Raw genomic sequence first — 16,761 nt, forward strand, 5'->3', positions numbered from 1 at the left:
ACAGCCGAACGCCGCGCCCTGGCCGTCAGGTGCTGGCCCGCACCAGCACGTCGTAGCCCAGGTCGACGCAGGGCGATGCAATGGCTTCCCCGTTCATCAGCGACAGCAACATGCGGGCTGCGGCGCTGCCGATTTCAGCGCGCGGGGTGCGTACCGTGGTCAGCGGCGGCAGCATCTGGTCGCTGCCCGTGAGGTCGTTGAACCCCGCAATCGCGACCCGGCCAGGGACCGCCACGCCCAGACGCAGGGCGGCCAGCAAGGCCCCCTGCGCCAGGTCGTCATTGCAGAAAAACACGGCATCCACGGCCGGTTGTTGACCCATGATCTGCTCGAACATGCGGGCGCCCAGCGCCATCGACGACGGTGCGGGGTTGAGCCATTCGAGCGTGGGCTCGTACAGGCCCGCCGCGCGGAGTTCGCGCCGCCAGCCCGCCAGCCGCTGCAGCGTGCGCGGGTCGAGCTGGGCGGCGGCAAAGGCGATGCGGCGCCGGCCGCGCTGCAGCAGGTGCCGGGTCATTTCGGCGCCGGCATCGGCCTGCGAAAAACCCACGCTGTAAATGCCGGGTGCGCCCGAAGCCTCCATCAGGTGCACGCAGGGAACACCGCTTTGCGCGATCAGGGCGCGCGTGGCTTCATTGCGCTCCAGCCCGGTGACCAGCAGACCGGCCGGGCGGTGCAGCAGTTGCTCGCGCAGCAAATGCTCCTCCTCGCTGGGGTCGTAGTGGGTCACGCCCATCAGCATCTGGTAGCCGGCCGGGCGCAGGGTGCGCTGCACCGCCTCCAGCAGATCGACAAACAGCGCATTCGACAGCATCGGGATCAGCACCACCACCTGGGTGCTGTGGCGCGATGCCAGCGCGCGGGCGGCCGGGTCGGGCACATAGCCGAGCTTGAGCGCGGCCGAGCGGACCCGCGCCACCAGCCCGGCATCGACCGCACGCTCACCGCGCAGCGCGCGCGACACCGTCATCGGGCTGACGCCAGCGGCCTGGGCGACATCGGCCAGCGTGACGCGACCAGTCGCGCGGGGTCGGGCAGGAGGTGGAGTCATAAATATAGGGAAACTACTGATCTGGCAAAGCGTGATATTCCCATAGGATAGCGCTATCCGACAGTGAAGACCCGGCGGAAAACCCCTAGACGCTGAAAATTCAGCGTCAGCAGGTTGCCAAGCCAGGCCCTCGCTTTTCTTTATCCCCATCAAGATAGCGCTATCCAGTAGGTTGAAATGACAGATTCCATCGTGATCATGGGCGTGGCCGGTTGCGGAAAATCCAGCCTGGGGGCCGTGCTGGCGCAGGCCGCCGGCCTGCGGCTGGTGGAAGGCGACGACTTCCACAGCGCCGCCAGCCGGGACAAGATGGCACGCGGCATCGCCCTGACCGATGCGGACCGCGATGGCTGGCTCAGCACCCTGAGCGCGCAGCTGCGCGCCCACCCCGAGGGCCTGGTGCTGACCTGCTCTGCGCTCAAAAAAGCCTACCGCGAGCGCCTGCGCCAGGCCGCGCCCGGGCTGCGCTTCGTGTTTCTGGACATCAGCCGCGAACAGGCCGAGGCTCGGGTCGCAGCGCGCGCCCAACTGCATTTCTTCTCGTCCAGCCTGGTCGACAGCCAGTTCGCCACGCTCGAAGCGCCGACCGGTGAAGCGGGCGTGCTGCGCGTCGATGCGCTCAAATCGCTGGCACAGCTGCAGGCCGAAGTCACGACGTGGCTCAACCCCCACAAGGAGCAGGCATGAGCACCGAACCCCTGATCGAAGCGCCCAAGAGCCGCTTCCAGCGCATCAGCAATCTGCTGCTGGCCAGCTGCCTGGGCGTGATGGCCGTGGCGGTGTTCATCAACATCGTGCTGCGCTACGGCTTTGGCAGCGGCCTGCCGGCCAGCGAGGAACTGTCGCGCCTGCTGTTTGTCTGGATGGTGTTCATAGGCGCCACCGCCGCCTACCCGGCCGGCGAGCACATGGCCTTCACCAGCCTGGTGGGCCGGCTTCAATACCGGCCGCACCTGATGCTGGCCATGACTCTTTTCATCCGCCTGCTGGTGCTGCTGGCCTGCGTGCTGATCGGCTGGGGCGCCTGGCAGCAGGTGGTGGTCGGCTTTGGCAGCCATTCAGTGGTGCTCGGCTATTCGACCGCGCTGCTGCCGCTGCCGGCCTTTTTGTGCGCCACGGCCATCGGCCTGATGGCGCTTGTCGAGATCATCAAACGCACGCCGCTGGACCTCGGTCACAACGTGGAAGTCGAGTAAAAAATGAGCAACGAAGGTCTCGCATTCATTGTTTTCTCCGTCGGCATGTTGCTGCTGATGGGCATCGGCATGAACATGGGCCTGGCGCTGGTGCTGACCGGCGCCGGCATGGCCTGGGTGCTGGGTTTCTGGGACACCCAGTTGCTGGCGCAAAACCTGGTCGCCGGCGTCGACAGCTTTCCGCTGCTGGCCGTGCCCTTCTTCATCCTGGCCGGCGAACTCATGAACTCGGGCGGCATCAGCCGCCGCATCATCGCCATGGCGCAGGCCTGGGTCGGCCACATTCGCGGCGGACTCGGTTATGTGGCGATTGGCGCGTCGGTGCTGATGGCCAGCATGAGCGGCTCGGCGCTGGCCGACACCGCCGCGCTGGCCACCATCCTGCTGCCCATGATGCGCAAGCAGGGCTACCCGATGCACACCTCGGCCGGGCTGGTGGCCTCGGGCGGCATCATCGCGCCCATCATTCCGCCGTCGCTGCCCTTCGTGATCTACGGCGTGACGACCAACACCTCGATCTCGTCGCTGTTCCTCGCCGGCATCGTGCCGGGCATCATCATGGGCGCGGGCCTGATCGTGGCCTGGAAGCTGGTGCTGCGCAACACCGACCTGCCCGAGGGCCAGCCGCTGTCCATGGCCGCCCGGCTGCGCGCCACCGCCAAGGCGTTCTGGGCGCTCTTGATGCCCATCATCATCATCGGCGGCATGAAGACCGGCATCTTCACGCCGACCGAAACGGCCGTGGTGGCCGCGTTTTACGCGCTGTTCGTCGCCCTCTTCGTGCACCGCGAAATGAAGCTGCCCGAGGTACATGGCGTGCTGGTGCGCGCCGCCAAGACGACGGCCATCGTGATGTTCTTGTGCGCCGGCGCCCAGGTCGCCAGCTACATGATCACGCTGGCCGACCTGCCCAGCACGCTCACCGGCTGGCTGGGCCCGCTGGTGGACAGCCCGCGCCTGCTGATGGCGGTGATGATGATCGCGCTGGTCATCGTCGGCACCGCGCTCGACCTCACGCCGACCATCCTGATCTTTGCGCCGGTGATGCTGCCGATTGCCGTCAAGGCCGGCATTGACCCGGTGTATTTCGGCCTGATGTTCGTGCTCAACGGCGCCATCGGCCTGATCACACCGCCGGTCGGCACGGTGCTCAACGTGGTGGCCGGCGTGGGCCGCATGCCGCTGCACCAGGTGATACGGGGCGTCAACCCCTTCCTGATCACCTACACGCTGATCCTGTTCCTGTTTGTCCTGTTCCCCCAGATCGTCACCGCGCCCGTCGCGTGGATGCGCTAAGCCCTCGTTCACTTTCCCCCTCGCTTTCCCATAACTCCAGGAGACTTCCCAATGACCTTTCTTCGTCGAACCGTTATTGCCGCCGCCACAGCCGCCGTGCTCAGCGCCTCGTTTTCCGCGCTGGCGCAGGACATCAAACCGCGCCTGATCCGTTTCGGCTACGGCCTGAACGAGCAGAGCAACCAGGGCCGCGCCGCCAAGGTGTTTGCCGAGGCTGTTGAAAAAGCCTCGGGCGGCAAGATGAAGGTGCGCGCCATCGGCGCCGCCGCGCTCGGCCCCGACACACAAATGCAGCAGGCCCTGATTGGCGGCGCGCAGGAAATGATGGTCGGCTCCACCGCCACGCTGGTCGGCATCACCAAGGAAATGGCGCTGTGGGACACGCCGTTTCTCATCAGCAACGCCAAGGAAGCCGACATCCTGCTCGACGGCCCCATCGGTGAAAAAATCAAGGACAAGCTGCAGGAAAAAGGCCTGGTCGGCCTCGTGTACTGGGAAAACGGTTTTCGCAACCTGACCAACAGCAAGCGCCCGGTCACCAAGGTCGAGGACCTGGACGGCATCAAGCTGCGCGTGATGCAGAACAACGTGTTCCTGAACAGCTTCAAGACGCTGGGCGCCAACGCCGTGCCCATGGCTTTTTCCGAACTGTTCGGCGCGCTGGAAACCAAGACGGTGGACGGCCAGGAAAATCCGTACAACACCATTTTGTCGAGCAAGTTCTACGAGGTGCAGAAGTACCTGACCGTCACCAACCACGTCTACAGCCCGTGGATCGTGCTGGTCAGCAAAAAATGGTGGGACCAGCTGTCCAAGGCCGAGCAGAAGGTGCTGATGGACGCAGCCAAGACCAGCCGCGACTACGAGCGCAAGGACACGCGTGACGAGGCGTCCAAGGCCATGGCCGACCTCAAGTCCAAGGGCATGCTGGTCAACGAACTCTCGCCCGCCGAAGCCGAGCGCATGCGCAGCAAGCTGACCGGCGTGTACGCCGACATCGGCAAGGAAGTCGGCATGGACCTGTGGAACGAGACCCAGAAAGAACTGGGCCGGATTCGCGGCACCAAGTAACCTGCCTGGCAGCGGCGGCTTCCCTGGATACGCTGCTTGCCCGGGCTGGCTGAAAGCCTGCTGAAGTTGCGGCCTGTCGGGTTCAACCCAGCAGGGCCGCAACCTCTGCGGTGGTCGGAATGCCGGAAACGGCGCCATGCCGCGTCACCGACAGGGCTGCGGCCGCGTTGGCCCACTGCATGGCAGCCTGCAGCGATTCGCCGCGCGCCAGGGCTGCGGCCAGGGTGCCGGTAAACGTGTCGCCTGCGCCTATGGTGTCGGCCACCGGCATGCGCCGGCCCGCCAGTTCGACCGGTGGCAAACCGGGCTGGTAGAGCCGGCAGCCCGCCGCGCCCAGCGTCACCAGAACGGCCCGGGTGCCGCGCGCCAGCAGCTGCATCGCGGCAGCGTCGATGGATTCTGAATGGGCCGGGCCGGCCAGCTGGTACAGCTCGCTTTCATTGGGCGTGAGCACATCCGTCAGCGCCTGCAATTCCTCAGGCAGAGGACGAGCGGGCGCGGGATTCAGGACGGTGATGGCATTTCCCTGCCGGGCCAGCCGAAAGGCTTGCAGGGTGGCCTCGACCGGCACTTCGCACGAGGCCATCACAACCCGGCAATGGGTCAGCAGTTCCGTGGCCGCCTGTGCATGCCGTGCGCCCAGGCCTGCGCCTGCGCCCGGATAAACCGCAATGCTGTTGTCGCCGTCGTCATACACCAGGACCTGGGCCACGCCGCTGCGCTCGCCGGCGACACGCTCCACATGCGCGGTGGCAATGCCTTCGGCGTTCCACAGGTCCATGCCCATGCGGCCGAAGTCGTCGTCGCCAATGCGCGCGATCAGCGCCACGCGGGCACCCTGACGGGCTGCGGCCACGGCGGCATTGCTGCCCTTGCCGCCCGGGCTGATGTCGAAAGCGCGGGCCATCAGCGTCTCGCCGCGGGCAATCGGCCGGGCGACATGGGAAACCAGGTCGGCGTTCCAGCTGGCGACGCAGACCACGTTGGCCGTTTCGCGGCTTGTCGCGCTTGAATCGCTGGTCATTTACTTGCCTCCATAGCCCATGGTCTGCGGCAGCCACAGCACGATTTGCGGAAACAAAGTCATGGCGAGCAGCAGCAACAGCAGCATGAGGAGGAAAGGCCAGCCTTCCTTCATCATCTCGCCAATCGGAATGCCGGTCAGCGCCTTGGTGACGAACAGCAGCATGCCGAAGGGCGGGTGGATCAGTCCGATCATCATGTTGAGCACCACCAGCACGCCGAAATGCACCAGGTCCACGCCCAGCAGCTTGGCGGCCGGCAGCAGCATGGGCACGAACACCAGCAGCAGCACCGACACATCCAGAAAGCAGCCCAGCACCAGGAACATCAGGTTGACCATCAGCAGGAAGCCGATTTTCGAGAAATGCATGCTGTCGACCCACTGCGCCATGGCCTGCGGCACGCCTTCGGCCGTGAACGCATAGTTCAGGATGAAAGAGCCGGCCAGGATCATGGTGATGACCGCGCTGCCCCGTGTGGACTCCATGATCACGCCCCAGAAGGTGCGCCAGGTCAGGGCACGGTACACCACCCCCGCCAGGATCAGCGCATGGAAAGCAGCCACCGCCGCGGCTTCAGTCGGCGTGAAGGCGCCCGAGTAAATACCGCCCAGCAGCACGATGGGCATCGACAGAGGCAAGGCGCCGCGGTAGATGATGGCCGGCCATTCCTTGAGCGGTATCTTGGCTTCGCGCGGCATGTTGCGCTTCACGGCGATGAAGTGCACCACGGCCATCATCAGCCCGGCCATCAGGAATCCCGGCACCACGCCGCCCAGAAAGAGCGCGCCGACCGAAGCACCCGACACCATGGCGTAAATCACCATGGGAATCGACGGCGGAATGATGGGACCGAGCGTGGCACTGGCGACCACCACGGCGCCGGCAAAACCCCGGCTGTATTCCGGTTTTTTCAGCATCTGGCGAATCGTGACCAGGCCCGGGCCGGCGGCGTCGGCAATGGCGCTGCCGCTCATGCCCGAGAACACCACGCTGACCAGGATATCGACCTGCGCCAGGCCGCCGCGCATGCGCCCGACCAGGATGCGGCAAAAGTCAAAGATCCGCTCGCTGACCGTGCCGGCATTCATGATGTTGGCGGCAAACACGAACAGCGGCACGGCCAGCAGCACATAACTGTTGTACAGGCCGTTGCCGACCTGCTCGGCCACCAGGCCGATGTCCTGCTGCTTGACGATCAGGTAGGCAATGCCGGAAACCAGCATTGAAAAGCCGATGGGCATGCGCAGCGCCATGCCGCCCACCAGAACAAGGACGAGAACCAGAATACCCGATGTCATATGCGCAGCTCCGCTTCAAGACCAAGACCCCGAATCGCGTTCCAGATGGCCCACGCAGAGCGAACCACCAGTGCCGCCAGCAGCAGCACAAAGGGCAGGAAAACCCACATGAAGGACACGCCCAGGACAGGCGTTCCCTCTCTAGCCATGAAATGCACATAGTCCCAGCTGGCCGGAATGCCGTACAGGGCGAGGCCACCGATCATCAGGTTGCCGACGATCTGCATCACCTGCCGGGCACGCCGGTTGACGCTGTTCCACAGCAGGTCGAACACCACATGCTCGCGCTCGGGCACCACGAAAGCCGCAGCCCACAAAATGACCCAGACATACAGGATCACGGCGGCTTCATCGGTCCACGCCATCGGTTTGTTGAAGCCGAAGCGCGCCGTGACCTGGATTACGAACACGATGAACAGGGTCAGGAAGAGTCCGCCGCCGATCACATTGGCGGATTTTTGCAGCCAGCTTCTCATGACTTTTTATTCAGGGTTGCCGTGGGACTTACCGTGTCGCGTTGATGCGCTCAAGCAGTCCCTTGGGCCAGACTTTTGCATAATCGGAGTTCTGGTACGTGGTCTGCACCGATTTGCGGAAGGCGTCCACATCCGGCGTGATGACCTGCAGGCCCTGCTGCTTGAAGAAGTCCACCAGGTGCGATTCCTCCTTGATGCGGTTTTCGTTGTTGTAGCTTGACGCTGCCTGCGCCGCCGCCGTGACCTTCTGCTTTTGTGCCGGCGTCATGGCGTTCAAGGCCTTGTTGGAAATGGCGATGAAGATGCCGTCCACCAGGTGGCTGGTCAGCACGATCTGCTTGGTCACTTCGTAGAACTTGGCGGCGCGCACGGAAGGCAGGGGGTTGTCCTGGCCGTCGATGGTGCCGGTCTTCAGGCCCAGGTAGACCTCGCCAAAGGCCAGTGGCGTGGCGGTGGCGCCCAGGGCTTCGCCCAGGAACAGCCATTCCTTCGAGCCAGGCATGCGCAGCTTCACGCCCTTGAGGTCGGCGGGCGTCTTGACGTTGCGCACATCGCGCAGATTGATCTGCCGGGTGCCGAGGTAGACCGTGGACAGCGGCGTCACGTCCATCTTGTCAGTCACGGTCTTGAACATCTCGGCGCCGATGGGGCCGTTGAACACCTTTTGCTGGTGCTCCGGGTCGCGAATGATGTAGCCGGCGGTGAAGATCGAGAATTCGGGCACCAGCTTGGCCATGTCGAAGGCCGAGATCGACGACAGTTCCAGGTTGCCGCGCGCCATGGCGGTCGGCTCGGTGCCCTGCTTGAACAGCGTGGCATTCAGGTTGATCTGCACGTCGAATTCGCCGGGTGCGGATTTTTCCAGGTTGTCCTTGAACACCGTCCACATCTTGGCATGCCAGTCGTCGGGCACGGCCGGGGTCGAGATGCGCAGCAGCACCTTGTTCTGGGCCTGGGCGGCGGGCAGGAAGGCGCCCATCAGCAGGACGGAAGAGGCGGCGGCCAGCAGGGTGCGGCGAAGCAGGGAATGTTTCATGGTTGTCTCCTTGTCGTTTATCGGTTGGCTAACTTGTCAAAAAAACCTGGTCAATCGGCAGGTCGGGCTCAGTCGGATTCAGGATCGATGCCGAATTCCCGGATGGTTTTTTCCAGGGCCGTGAACTCGTCGGCGGTCAGCGCCACCAGCGGCGCACGCACACGCAGCCAGGCGGGCTCGCCGCTCAGCAGGGCCATGATGCCCTTGAGCGCCGGCATCAGCGAATAGCCGTCCAGCAGGCCGATCAGCTTGATGACGCGCGCGCGTTCGGCCGGCGTGGCCGGCGCATCGGGCTGCGTCACCAGGCGGTCAACCACGCGGGGCATGAAATTGGCCAGGCCGCTGATGGCGCCGGTGCTGCCGCGCCGGCCCATTTCAGGCAGGTCGGGCTCGAAGCCGACGTAGACCGTCAGGTCCTTCATGAAGGCCTCGGCCAGTCCGATGGAATGCGCGGTCGAGCAGGCGCTGTCCTTGATGCCCAGGATGGTGTCGGGGTACTGGTGCTTGAGCGCCCTGATGACATGGTGCGACAGGCTGACGCCGGTGACTTGCGGGATGTGATACAGGTAGAGCTTGAGTTTTGGCAGGTCCTCGCCCATGCCGTCGATCACGTAGCGGTAGCTGTCGATGATGCCCTGGTCGGACACGCCCTTGAGGAAAAACGGCGGCAGCATCAGGCAGCCGTGCACGCCGGCGCTGACCGCATGGCGCGTCAGTTCCAGTGTTTCAGGCAGGGCGGCGCAACTGGTGGACACCATGATCTGCGCGGCCGGAATGCCGTTGCAGATCAACTGCTCGATGGCTTCCTTGCGCTCGGCCATGGAAAACGACGGGCCTTCGCCGGTGGTGCCGAAGGCGGTCACGCCGGGGCAGCCGCGGGCGATCAGCGACTTGCAGTGCGCCGCCAGCCGAGCGTGGTCGATGCTCAGGTCCGCATTCAGCGGCGTGAGCAGGGCGGGCCAGATGCCACGAAAGGCAGCAGCCTGAGCGGGATTAGGGGGTGTAGTCATTCAGGGTTCTCCGAAGACCACGGCATAGCGGGCCGCGGCAGTCCAAGGACGCGAAGGTGCGCACTTTCAATGTGGTGGCTCAGGCGCTGCAGCACGGTTTGCGCGTCGCGCCGCTTGAGGGCGTCTATGAACCAGAGATGTTCTTCCATGGCCGGAATCAGCACCTGCGGCGAAAGGGTGGAGCCTTCGAGCTTGATGAGGCGCACGCGCAGGCTGTTGATACGGTACACCTCGGAAATCAGCTCGTTGCCCAGCGCGTCGATCATCAGGTCGTGCAGGCCCCAGTCCACTGCGGTGGCATCCTTGAGCAGGTCTTCGTCAATGCTGCCACTGCGCGCGCGCTGCACGATGTCCAGGTGGCTTTGCTCAATGGCGGCCAGGTCGCGGTCGGACACCGTGGTCACAAAACGGGTGGCGGCCTCGCGCTCCAGCAGCTGGCGCAACTGGAAGGCGTTATTGATCAGCTTCAGATCGACATGGGCCACCTGCAGGCCGCGCTGCGGCACGGTCTTGAGCAGCCCCTCGGCTTCCAGGCGCGGAATCAGTTCGCGCACCGCGCCCAGCGGCATGCCCAGCAACTGCATCAGTTCGCGCTGCGAGATGAACTGGCCGGGGCGGATGTTGGCATCGACGATCTGCTGCTGAAAGCTCGCATAGGCCTGCGCACGCAGGCTGCTGGTGACGACGGAAGGTGCGGTGCTCATGCTGGACAATCGCCCGGACTCGTGGTCATGGCGCATCGCAGGCGATGACGCCCTTGCGCAGCAGGATGTTGCCGTATTTGCGCGACTCGCCGGTGCGCAAGATCACGAAGGCTGACTGCGCGCGCTGGTAAAAATCAAACCGCTCCAGCGTGGCGGCGGGCGCTTCGCCAGCCTGTTGCAGCTCAGCCGCGAACTCGGCCACCGGCTCGGGAACCGCGCCGGCATCGCCCACCACCTGCATGGTCCAGGCCGCTTCCGGCGCGAAATCGTCCAGCGGCAGGACCTGTAGCACGGCCTTGAGCGCCTGCGTTGCGTTGGCGCCGGCCAGTTGCACCAGCCGTGCGCCGCCTTTCCGGGCCACGCCGGCCGCTGGAAAATTCGCATCGACGATCGCCACATCGTCGCCATGGCCCATGCTGGCCAGCGCATGCAGGGCATCGGGTGTCAGCAGCGAAGGAATGTTTTTGAGCATGGAACAGGCGTCGTTTCTTGGCTAGGGCTGCGTTGTGTCAGAGCGTGAAGTTTGTTGTCAAAACCACGGGGTTTCCCGGTTTCAATGACTGACATGTTAGTTATAGGATGAGTAAACTTTTATTGGGACTTACCCTGAAATGACTTTTTTCTTTCCTCCATGCGACGGCAGCGGCCTGCGGCTCGGCTTGGGCGGTGCGCCGCTGGGCAACCTGTTTGAGGCGGTCAGCGATGACGAAGCCCGGCACTTGGTGGAGGCGGCATGGACCAGCGGCTGCCGCAGCTTTGACACTGCGCCGCACTACGGCCACGGCCTGTCCGAGCGGCGGCTGGGCGCTGCGCTGCGCGACCATCCGCGTGATGAATTCGTGCTGTCGAGCAAGGTGGGGCGACTGCTCACGCCCGATGCGGCAGCCCCGCGTTTCCAGCACGGCTATGTCGATAGCCTGCCGTTCCGGCAAGACTGGGATTTCAGTGCCGCCGGAACTCGCCGCAGCGTCGAAGACAGCCTGCAGCGCCTCGGCCTGTCGCGCCTTGACGCGGCCTATGTGCACGACCCCGATGCGGCCACCCACGGCGCCCGCGCACCCGAGGTGTTGCGGCAGGTGCTGCGGGAGACGCTGCCCGCGCTGCAGGAACTGAAGCGCGAGGGACTGGTGCGCGCCATCGGGCTCGGCACGAACGATGTCGAGGTGGTGTTGCAGGTGCTTGCCGAGGCTGACCTCGATGTGCTGATGCTGGCGGGGCGCTACAGCCTGCTGGACCACAGCGCGCTGCCCGAGCTGCTGCCGCGATGCGCGGCGCGTGGCGTGCGCATTGCCTTGGGCGGGGTGTTCAATTCGGGCATCCTGGCCACGGGCACGCGAGGCGGCGCGCCCACATTCAACTATGCGCCTGCGGCGCGGGAATGGCTGGACCGTACGGCGCAGATTGAAGCGGTCTGCGCGCGCCACGGCGTGGCCTTGCGGGCAGCGGCCTTGCAGTTCGTGCTGGCGCATCCGGCAGTGGACATCGTCATGCTGGGCGCGCGCAAGGCAGCTGAATGGGATGATGCGCAGACCATGCTGCAGCACGCCATTCCGCCCGGCTTCTGGGCCGAACTCAAGGCTCAGCGCCTGCTTCCCGAGGAAGCCCCCACGCCATGACCATCGATGCCCATTTCCATTGCTGGCAGCTGGCGCGCGGCGACTACGGCTGGCTCACGCCGGCCCTGGCGCCGATCTACCGCGATGTGGCGGTCAGCGACTGGCAGGGCCAATCGGCGCCGCATCACGTGACCGGCGGCGTGCTGGTGCAGGCCGCGCCCACCGAGGCGGAAACCGCTTTTTTGCTGGCGCAGGCCGACGCCAACCCGGCGGTGCTGGGCGTGGTGGGCTGGGTCGATCTGGCAGCTGCCGACGCGCTTGCGCGCATTGAAAAGCTGGCGCGCCATCCCCGGCTCAAGGGCTTGCGCCCCATGCTTCAGGACATTGGCGATGCCGGGTGGATTTTGCAGCCCGCGCTGGCGCCGGCGCTGCAAACCATGGCCGATTACGGCCTGGTGTTCGATGCGCTGGTCAAGCCGGTGCATCTTGCGCATATCCTGACGCTGGCCGGGCGTTATCCTGATTTGCGCCTGGTCATCGACCATGCCGGCAAGCCCGATATTGCCGCCGGTGAATGGCAACCGTGGGCCGACGGCATGGCCCGGCTGGCCTCGCAGACCGGCGCTTATTGCAAACTCTCCGGCCTGATGACCGAGGCCGGGCCAACACCAGCGCCCGGCGCCGTGCAACCCTGGGCTCGGCATGTGCTGGAGTGCTTTGGCGCCGACCGCCTGGTGTGGGGCAGCGACTGGCCGGTGCTGGAACTCGCTGGCAGTTACGCGCAGTGGTGGGCCGAGACACGGCAATTGCTCGCCGGCCTGAGTCTCCAGGCGCAAGACGCCGTGATGGACGGCAATGCCCGGCGGCTCTACCGCCTGCCACCGGCGTCCGTGACGTGAATCTTCTCTTCCCCTCAACCAAGCTAAAAACGGAGACACTCCCATGAAAAAACGGCCTTCCATGAAGTTCAACCAGCCCCCCGTCGAACGAGTCCTGCATGTCACGCCCTTGATGCAAGCAGTCAGTGGCCTGACCACGGAGGTGTTCCATGCAATGGCTGCCTGAAGACGGATTGACCGGAACCCTGGTCGGCCGCGCATGGATTCCCGGCCCGATTCCGGGGCCCTCGGTCGTTGTACTGCGCTCCGGCGGCGTGTATGACCTGTCGGACGATGTCGCGACGATGAGCGATCTGCTTGATGCCGCCGACCCGGTCGCGCGGGTGCGGGCTGCGGCCGGACGCCATGTTGGCAGTATCGAGCAGTTGATGCAAAACACCGGCGCGCAGGCGAACGACCCCAACGCATTGCGCCTGCTCGCGCCCTGCGACCTGCAGGTCATCAAGGCCGCCGGCGTGACCTTTGCCGCCAGCCTCATCGAGCGGGTCATCGAGGAGCAGGCCCGGGGCGACGCCGCGCAGGCGGCCACCGTGCGGCAGCAGGTCGCCCTACTGCTGGGCGGCAACCTGGGTGCCATCCAACCCGGTTCGGCGCAGGCCATGCAACTCAAGGAGCTGCTGATCCAGAAAGGCCTGTGGTCGCAATACCTGGAGGTCGGCATTGGCCCCGATGCCGAGGTGTTCACCAAGGCACCGGTGTTATCGAGTGTCGGCAGCGGCGCCCAGATCGGCATCCATCCGGGCTCGGCCTGGAACAATCCCGAGCCCGAGATCGTCCTGGCCGTGAACAGCCGGGGCGAGACGGTGGGCGCCAGCCTGGGCAATGATGTGAACCTGCGCGATTTCGAGGGCCGCAGCGCGCTGCTGCTGGGCAAGGCCAAGGACAACAATGCGTCGTGCGCCATCGGGCCGTTCATCCGGCTGTTCGATGCCAGCTATTCCCTCGACGATGTGCGCCACTGCACCGTCAGCCTGCGGGTGGAGGGAAGCGATGGCTTCGTGATGCATGGCAGCAGCTCGATGGCGCAAATCAGCCGCGACCCGCTGGCCCTGGTGGCCCAGACGCTGGGCGCGAACCACCAGTACCCCGATGGCATCATGCTGTTCCTCGGCACCATGTTTGCGCCGACGCAGGACCGGGGCCAGCCCGGCAGCGGCTTCACCCACCAGCTGGGTGACGTGGTGCACATTTCCAGCCCGCAGCTGGGGCGCCTGGTCAATGAAGTGAACCGGTGCGACCGGGTGGCGCCCTGGACCTTCGGACTGCGTGCGTTCTACGCCAATCTTTCGGCCCGCGGGCTGCTGGCGCAAGCCGCCCGCGCATAAGTCATGGCGACCTGGCGGGCTCAGATGTCGAGGCCGACCTTGCCGGCGGCCTCGACAATTTCCTGCCAGGTCTGAAGGTCCACCTCGATCCCGTCCTGCTCGCGCTGCAGGCGCATGGCGCGCTCGGGCTCTCCGGCAATCTGCACGCTGTCGAAGCCGTCGGCGGGCGGGCTCTGGCGCAGCCAGTCCACAAAAGCCCGTGCCTCGGTGTCAAACGCCGTCTGGGTGCCGAGCCTGGCCGGATCAATCAGGACGGTCAGCATGCTGTTGATGATGGCCCGGCCCTGAACGCTGGGCGAATGCCAGGTGCCGCCGCCGGTCAGCGCGCCGCCGAGCAATTCGCAGGCCACGGCCAGCCCGTAGCCCTTGTGTTCGCCGAACGGCATCAATGCGCCAAAAAATCCGTTCGCCTGCGGCACGACCACGACGCCGGGGTTGGTGGTCGGCTGGCCTTGCTCGTCCATCAGCAGGCCGGGCTGAACTGACTTGCCCTGGTTGTAGGCGACGCGCATTTTCCCCTGGGCGACGCGGCTGGTGGCAAAGTCAAGCACGAAGGGCGGCTGGTCTTTTAATGGAACGCCGATGCAGCACGGATTCGTGCCGAAGCGCCCGTCGGTGCCGCCCCACGGCGCCACCACCGGTCGCGACTTGACATTCACAAAATGCAGCGACACCAGCCCTTGCGCCACGGCCATCTCGGCAAAGTGGCCGATGCGCCCCAGGTGGTGCGATTCGGCCAGCGCCAGGATGCAGCTGCCGTGGGTTTTGGCCCGGGCGATGCCGAGCAGCATGGCCTGCTCGCCGATGACCTGACCGTAGCCGCGCTGGCCGTTCAGGCTCAGCAAGGCACCGGCATCGAGCACGATCTGCACGCTGGCGTTGGGGCTCAAGCCGCCTTCGAGCACCGCATCGACATAGCGCGGCAGCATGCCCACGCCATGCGAGTCGTGGCCGCTCAGGTTGGCCATGACCAGGTTGGAGGCCACTTTGTCGGCTTCTTCTGCAGAACTGCTGGCTGCTACCAAAATGCTAGCGCATTGTTCCCGCAGCGTATGGGCTGGAATCACTTTTTGCATAAAAATACTTCGATTTACATGACCGCGCCGACCTGCCAGGGCACAAACTCGTTCTGCCCGTAGCCGTGCTGCTCGCTCTTGCTCTGCGCGCCCGAGGCCGTCGCCAGCACCTGCTCAAAGATGCGCTGACCCATTTCCTGCACCGAGACGCCGCCGTCGATGATTTCGCCGCAGTTGATGTCCATGTCTTCTTCCTGGCGCTGCCACAGGGCCGAGTTGGTGGCCAGCTTGAGCGAAGGCGAAGGCGCGCAGCCATAGGCCGAGCCGCGCCCGGTGGTGAAGCAGATCACGTTGGCGCCGCCCGCGACCTGGCCGGTCGCGCTGACCGGGTCGTAGCCCGGCGTGTCCATGTAGACGAAGCCGTGGGCATCGACGGGTTCGGCATATTCATAGACTGCTTCGAGGTTGCTGGTGCCGCCCTTGGCCACCGCGCCCAGCGATTTTTCAAGGATCGTGGTCAGGCCGCCGGCCTTGTTGCCGGGCGACGGGTTGTTGTTCATCTCGCCTTCGTTGATCTGGGTGTAGTGCTCCCACCATTTGATGCGGGCGATCAGCTTTTCGGCAATGTCGGGGCGCACGGCGCGGCGCGTCAGCAAATGCTCGGCGCCGTAGATTTCCGGGGTTTCACTCAGGATGGCGGTGCCGCCGTGGGCGACCAGCAGGTCCACCGCCGCGCCCAGCGCCGGATTGGCGCTGATGCCCGAATAGCCGTCCGAGCCGCCGCATTGCAGGCCGATGGTGATGTGGGCGGCGCTGCACGGTTCGCGTTTCACGTCATTGGCGCGCGGCAGCATGTCCCTGACCAGCGCGATGCCTTTTTCAACCGTCTTGCGGGTGCCGCCAGTGTCCTGGATGTTGAAGACGCGAAAGTTGTCGCCTTCGCGCAGCGCGCTGTGCGCCAGCCAGGCATTGATCTGGTTGGCCTCGCAGCCCAGGCCGACGACCACCACGCCGGCAAAGTTGGCATGGGTGGCATAGCCGGCCAGCGTGCGTTCCAGGATTTTCAGGCCCAGGCCTTCCGAGTCCATGCCGCAGCCGGTGCCGTGGGTCAGCGCCACCACGCCATCGACGTTCGGGAAATTTTCAAGCGCCGACGGATGGGTGTGCCGGGAGAAATGGTCGGCGATGGCGCGCGCCGCCGTGGCCGAGCAGTTCACGCTCGACAGGATGCCGATGTAGTTGCGCGTCGCCACCCGGCCATCGGCCCGCTTGATGCCCATGAAGGTGGCTTCGCGCAGCGGGGCTGGCGGCTTCACGTCAGCGCCAAAGGCATAGTCGCGGGCAAAGTCGCCCTTGTCGGGCCCCATGTCCAGGTTGTGGGTATGCACATGCTCGCCGGGCGCAATCGGCTTGCTGGCAAAACCGATGATCTGGTTGTAGCGCCGCACCGGCTCGCCGGCCGCCAGCGCGCGCGTCGCTACCTTGTGGCCGGGCGGAATCAGGCCCCGGACCGTGATGTTTTCGACCTGCGTGCCGCCCACGAGCTGGGCGCGGGCAATCAGCACATCGTCGGCGGGATGAAGTCGGATAAATGGAATCATGGCGTGACCTCTGGAGCAATCAAAAAATCAATAAAACATCTTCGGTAGCCACAGGACCGCCTTGGGGAAATAGGTGATCAGACCCAGGCTGACCAGCAAGGGCAGCAGCCACGGCAGGATGGCCATGGTGGTGCGCTCGACCGACAGCTTGGCCACCCGCGCCAGCACAAACAGCACCATGCCCATGGGCGGGTGCAGCAG

General features: G+C 65.2%; 19 protein-coding genes. 8 read left to right on the plus strand and 11 right to left on the minus strand.

Translation table 11 applies throughout. The features are described 5' to 3' along the window. Positions 1-25: 25 nt before the first annotated feature. Positions 26-1,051, minus strand: coding sequence for a LacI family DNA-binding transcriptional regulator (locus Q8K05_RS15105; RefSeq protein ID WP_305247449.1), 1,026 nt, complete (start codon positions 1,049-1,051; stop codon positions 26-28). 177 nt (positions 1,052-1,228) lie between these two features. Between Q8K05_RS15105 and Q8K05_RS15110 the strand changes: the two genes are divergently transcribed. Genes Q8K05_RS15110 through Q8K05_RS15125 form a run of 4 tightly spaced genes read left to right on the plus strand, consistent with a single transcriptional unit; the run spans position 1,229 to position 4,614 of the window. Continuing rightward, positions 1,229-1,738, plus strand: a complete 510-nt coding sequence (locus Q8K05_RS15110) for a gluconokinase (RefSeq protein ID WP_305247450.1) — start codon at positions 1,229-1,231, stop codon at positions 1,736-1,738. After that, entirely contained in the window at positions 1,735-2,247 is a 513-nt protein-coding gene (locus Q8K05_RS15115; RefSeq protein ID WP_305247451.1) for a TRAP transporter small permease, read from the plus strand. Before Q8K05_RS15110 ends, Q8K05_RS15115 begins: the two co-directional genes overlap by 4 nt. A 3-nt stretch (positions 2,248-2,250) precedes the next feature. Beyond that, positions 2,251-3,543, plus strand: a complete 1,293-nt coding sequence (locus Q8K05_RS15120; protein WP_305247452.1) for a TRAP transporter large permease — start codon at positions 2,251-2,253, stop codon at positions 3,541-3,543. 51 nt (positions 3,544-3,594) lie between these two features. Further along, positions 3,595-4,614 (plus strand): TRAP transporter substrate-binding protein, encoded by a 1,020-nt coding sequence (locus Q8K05_RS15125; protein ID WP_305247453.1) that lies wholly within the window; start codon positions 3,595-3,597, stop codon positions 4,612-4,614. An 82-nt stretch (positions 4,615-4,696) separates the two neighbouring features. On the opposite strand, the gene Q8K05_RS15130 is transcribed toward Q8K05_RS15125, so the two are convergent. The 7 genes from Q8K05_RS15130 to Q8K05_RS15160 form a co-directional block, all read right to left on the minus strand. Beyond that, entirely contained in the window at positions 4,697-5,638 is a 942-nt protein-coding gene (locus Q8K05_RS15130; protein ID WP_305247454.1) for a ribokinase, read from the minus strand. Further along, the gene (locus Q8K05_RS15135) at positions 5,639-6,937 is read right to left on the minus strand and encodes a TRAP transporter large permease (RefSeq protein WP_305247455.1); all 1,299 of its coding nucleotides are present in this window, start codon (positions 6,935-6,937) and stop codon (positions 5,639-5,641) included. After that, positions 6,934-7,413, minus strand: a complete 480-nt coding sequence (locus Q8K05_RS15140; RefSeq protein ID WP_305247456.1) for a TRAP transporter small permease — start codon at positions 7,411-7,413, stop codon at positions 6,934-6,936. The genes Q8K05_RS15135 and Q8K05_RS15140 overlap by 4 nt, the downstream gene beginning before the upstream one ends. 28 nt (positions 7,414-7,441) lie before the next feature. Next, positions 7,442-8,449, minus strand: a complete 1,008-nt coding sequence (locus Q8K05_RS15145) for a sialic acid TRAP transporter substrate-binding protein SiaP (protein ID WP_305247457.1) — start codon at positions 8,447-8,449, stop codon at positions 7,442-7,444. Between the two features lie 68 nt (positions 8,450-8,517). Further along, positions 8,518-9,459: a dihydrodipicolinate synthase family protein gene (locus Q8K05_RS15150; protein ID WP_305247458.1), complete on the minus strand. Its 942-nt coding sequence runs from the start codon at positions 9,457-9,459 to the stop codon at positions 8,518-8,520. Then, positions 9,456-10,163: a GntR family transcriptional regulator gene (locus Q8K05_RS15155; RefSeq protein WP_305247459.1), complete on the minus strand. Its 708-nt coding sequence runs from the start codon at positions 10,161-10,163 to the stop codon at positions 9,456-9,458. The genes Q8K05_RS15150 and Q8K05_RS15155 overlap by 4 nt, the downstream gene beginning before the upstream one ends. Positions 10,164-10,188: 25 nt before the next feature. Next, a complete protein-coding gene (locus Q8K05_RS15160) occupies positions 10,189-10,635 on the minus strand; it encodes an RbsD/FucU family protein (RefSeq protein WP_305247460.1) in 447 nt (148 codons plus the stop codon). A gap of 139 nt (positions 10,636-10,774) precedes the next feature. Between Q8K05_RS15160 and Q8K05_RS15165 the strand changes: the two genes are divergently transcribed. From Q8K05_RS15165 to Q8K05_RS15180, 4 genes are read left to right on the plus strand one after another with little or no spacing between them, the layout of a single operon-like run. Continuing rightward, positions 10,775-11,779: an aldo/keto reductase gene (locus Q8K05_RS15165; protein WP_305247461.1), complete on the plus strand. Its 1,005-nt coding sequence runs from the start codon at positions 10,775-10,777 to the stop codon at positions 11,777-11,779. Continuing rightward, the gene (locus tag Q8K05_RS15170) at positions 11,776-12,618 is read left to right on the plus strand and encodes an amidohydrolase (RefSeq protein ID WP_305247462.1); all 843 of its coding nucleotides are present in this window, start codon (positions 11,776-11,778) and stop codon (positions 12,616-12,618) included. The genes Q8K05_RS15165 and Q8K05_RS15170 overlap by 4 nt, the downstream gene beginning before the upstream one ends. A gap of 43 nt (positions 12,619-12,661) precedes the next feature. Then, positions 12,662-12,784: a hypothetical protein gene (locus tag Q8K05_RS15175; protein ID WP_305247463.1), complete on the plus strand. Its 123-nt coding sequence runs from the start codon at positions 12,662-12,664 to the stop codon at positions 12,782-12,784. Further along, a complete protein-coding gene (locus tag Q8K05_RS15180; protein WP_305247464.1) occupies positions 12,768-13,943 on the plus strand; it encodes a fumarylacetoacetate hydrolase family protein in 1,176 nt (391 codons plus the stop codon). The genes Q8K05_RS15175 and Q8K05_RS15180 overlap by 17 nt, the downstream gene beginning before the upstream one ends. Before the next feature lie 20 nt (positions 13,944-13,963). On the opposite strand, the gene Q8K05_RS15185 is transcribed toward Q8K05_RS15180, so the two are convergent. The 3 genes from Q8K05_RS15185 to Q8K05_RS15195 all read right to left on the minus strand — a co-directional run. Next, positions 13,964-15,019 carry a malate/lactate/ureidoglycolate dehydrogenase gene (locus tag Q8K05_RS15185; RefSeq protein ID WP_305247465.1) on the minus strand — a complete coding sequence of 352 codons (1,056 nt, stop codon included), beginning with the start codon at positions 15,017-15,019 and terminating at the stop codon, positions 13,964-13,966. Between the two features lie 14 nt (positions 15,020-15,033). Beyond that, a complete protein-coding gene (locus tag Q8K05_RS15190) occupies positions 15,034-16,560 on the minus strand; it encodes a UxaA family hydrolase (protein WP_305247466.1) in 1,527 nt (508 codons plus the stop codon). A gap of 27 nt (positions 16,561-16,587) precedes the next feature. Continuing rightward, positions 16,588-16,761: TRAP transporter large permease subunit (locus tag Q8K05_RS15195; RefSeq protein ID WP_305247469.1), on the minus strand; the 174-nt coding region annotated here is incomplete at its 5' end.

The organism is Polaromonas sp. (genome assembly GCF_030682935.1).
In the GTDB taxonomy this organism is placed as follows: domain Bacteria; phylum Pseudomonadota; class Gammaproteobacteria; order Burkholderiales; family Burkholderiaceae_C; genus Polaromonas.

Excerpts from the sequence above, each read along its gene's own strand:
- Q8K05_RS15105 (WP_305247449.1), bottom strand. The coding sequence starts at position 1,051 with ATGACTCCACCTCCTGCCCGACCCCGCGCGACTGGTCGCGTCACGCTG.
- Q8K05_RS15110 (WP_305247450.1), top strand. The coding sequence starts at position 1,229 with ATGACAGATTCCATCGTGATCATGGGCGTGGCCGGTTGCGGAAAATCC.
- Q8K05_RS15115 (WP_305247451.1), top strand. The coding sequence starts at position 1,735 with ATGAGCACCGAACCCCTGATCGAAGCGCCCAAGAGCCGCTTCCAGCGC.
- Q8K05_RS15120 (WP_305247452.1), top strand. The coding sequence starts at position 2,251 with ATGAGCAACGAAGGTCTCGCATTCATTGTTTTCTCCGTCGGCATGTTG.
- Q8K05_RS15125 (WP_305247453.1), top strand. The coding sequence starts at position 3,595 with ATGACCTTTCTTCGTCGAACCGTTATTGCCGCCGCCACAGCCGCCGTG.
- Q8K05_RS15130 (WP_305247454.1), bottom strand. The coding sequence starts at position 5,638 with ATGACCAGCGATTCAAGCGCGACAAGCCGCGAAACGGCCAACGTGGTC.
- Q8K05_RS15135 (WP_305247455.1), bottom strand. The coding sequence starts at position 6,937 with ATGACATCGGGTATTCTGGTTCTCGTCCTTGTTCTGGTGGGCGGCATG.
- Q8K05_RS15140 (WP_305247456.1), bottom strand. The coding sequence starts at position 7,413 with ATGAGAAGCTGGCTGCAAAAATCCGCCAATGTGATCGGCGGCGGACTC.
- Q8K05_RS15145 (WP_305247457.1), bottom strand. The coding sequence starts at position 8,449 with ATGAAACATTCCCTGCTTCGCCGCACCCTGCTGGCCGCCGCCTCTTCC.
- Q8K05_RS15150 (WP_305247458.1), bottom strand. The coding sequence starts at position 9,459 with ATGACTACACCCCCTAATCCCGCTCAGGCTGCTGCCTTTCGTGGCATC.
- Q8K05_RS15155 (WP_305247459.1), bottom strand. The coding sequence starts at position 10,163 with ATGAGCACCGCACCTTCCGTCGTCACCAGCAGCCTGCGTGCGCAGGCC.
- Q8K05_RS15160 (WP_305247460.1), bottom strand. The coding sequence starts at position 10,635 with ATGCTCAAAAACATTCCTTCGCTGCTGACACCCGATGCCCTGCATGCG.
- Q8K05_RS15165 (WP_305247461.1), top strand. The coding sequence starts at position 10,775 with ATGACTTTTTTCTTTCCTCCATGCGACGGCAGCGGCCTGCGGCTCGGC.
- Q8K05_RS15170 (WP_305247462.1), top strand. The coding sequence starts at position 11,776 with ATGACCATCGATGCCCATTTCCATTGCTGGCAGCTGGCGCGCGGCGAC.
- Q8K05_RS15175 (WP_305247463.1), top strand. The coding sequence starts at position 12,662 with ATGAAAAAACGGCCTTCCATGAAGTTCAACCAGCCCCCCGTCGAACGA.
- Q8K05_RS15180 (WP_305247464.1), top strand. The coding sequence starts at position 12,768 with ATGCAATGGCTGCCTGAAGACGGATTGACCGGAACCCTGGTCGGCCGC.
- Q8K05_RS15185 (WP_305247465.1), bottom strand. The coding sequence starts at position 15,019 with ATGCAAAAAGTGATTCCAGCCCATACGCTGCGGGAACAATGCGCTAGC.
- Q8K05_RS15190 (WP_305247466.1), bottom strand. The coding sequence starts at position 16,560 with ATGATTCCATTTATCCGACTTCATCCCGCCGACGATGTGCTGATTGCC.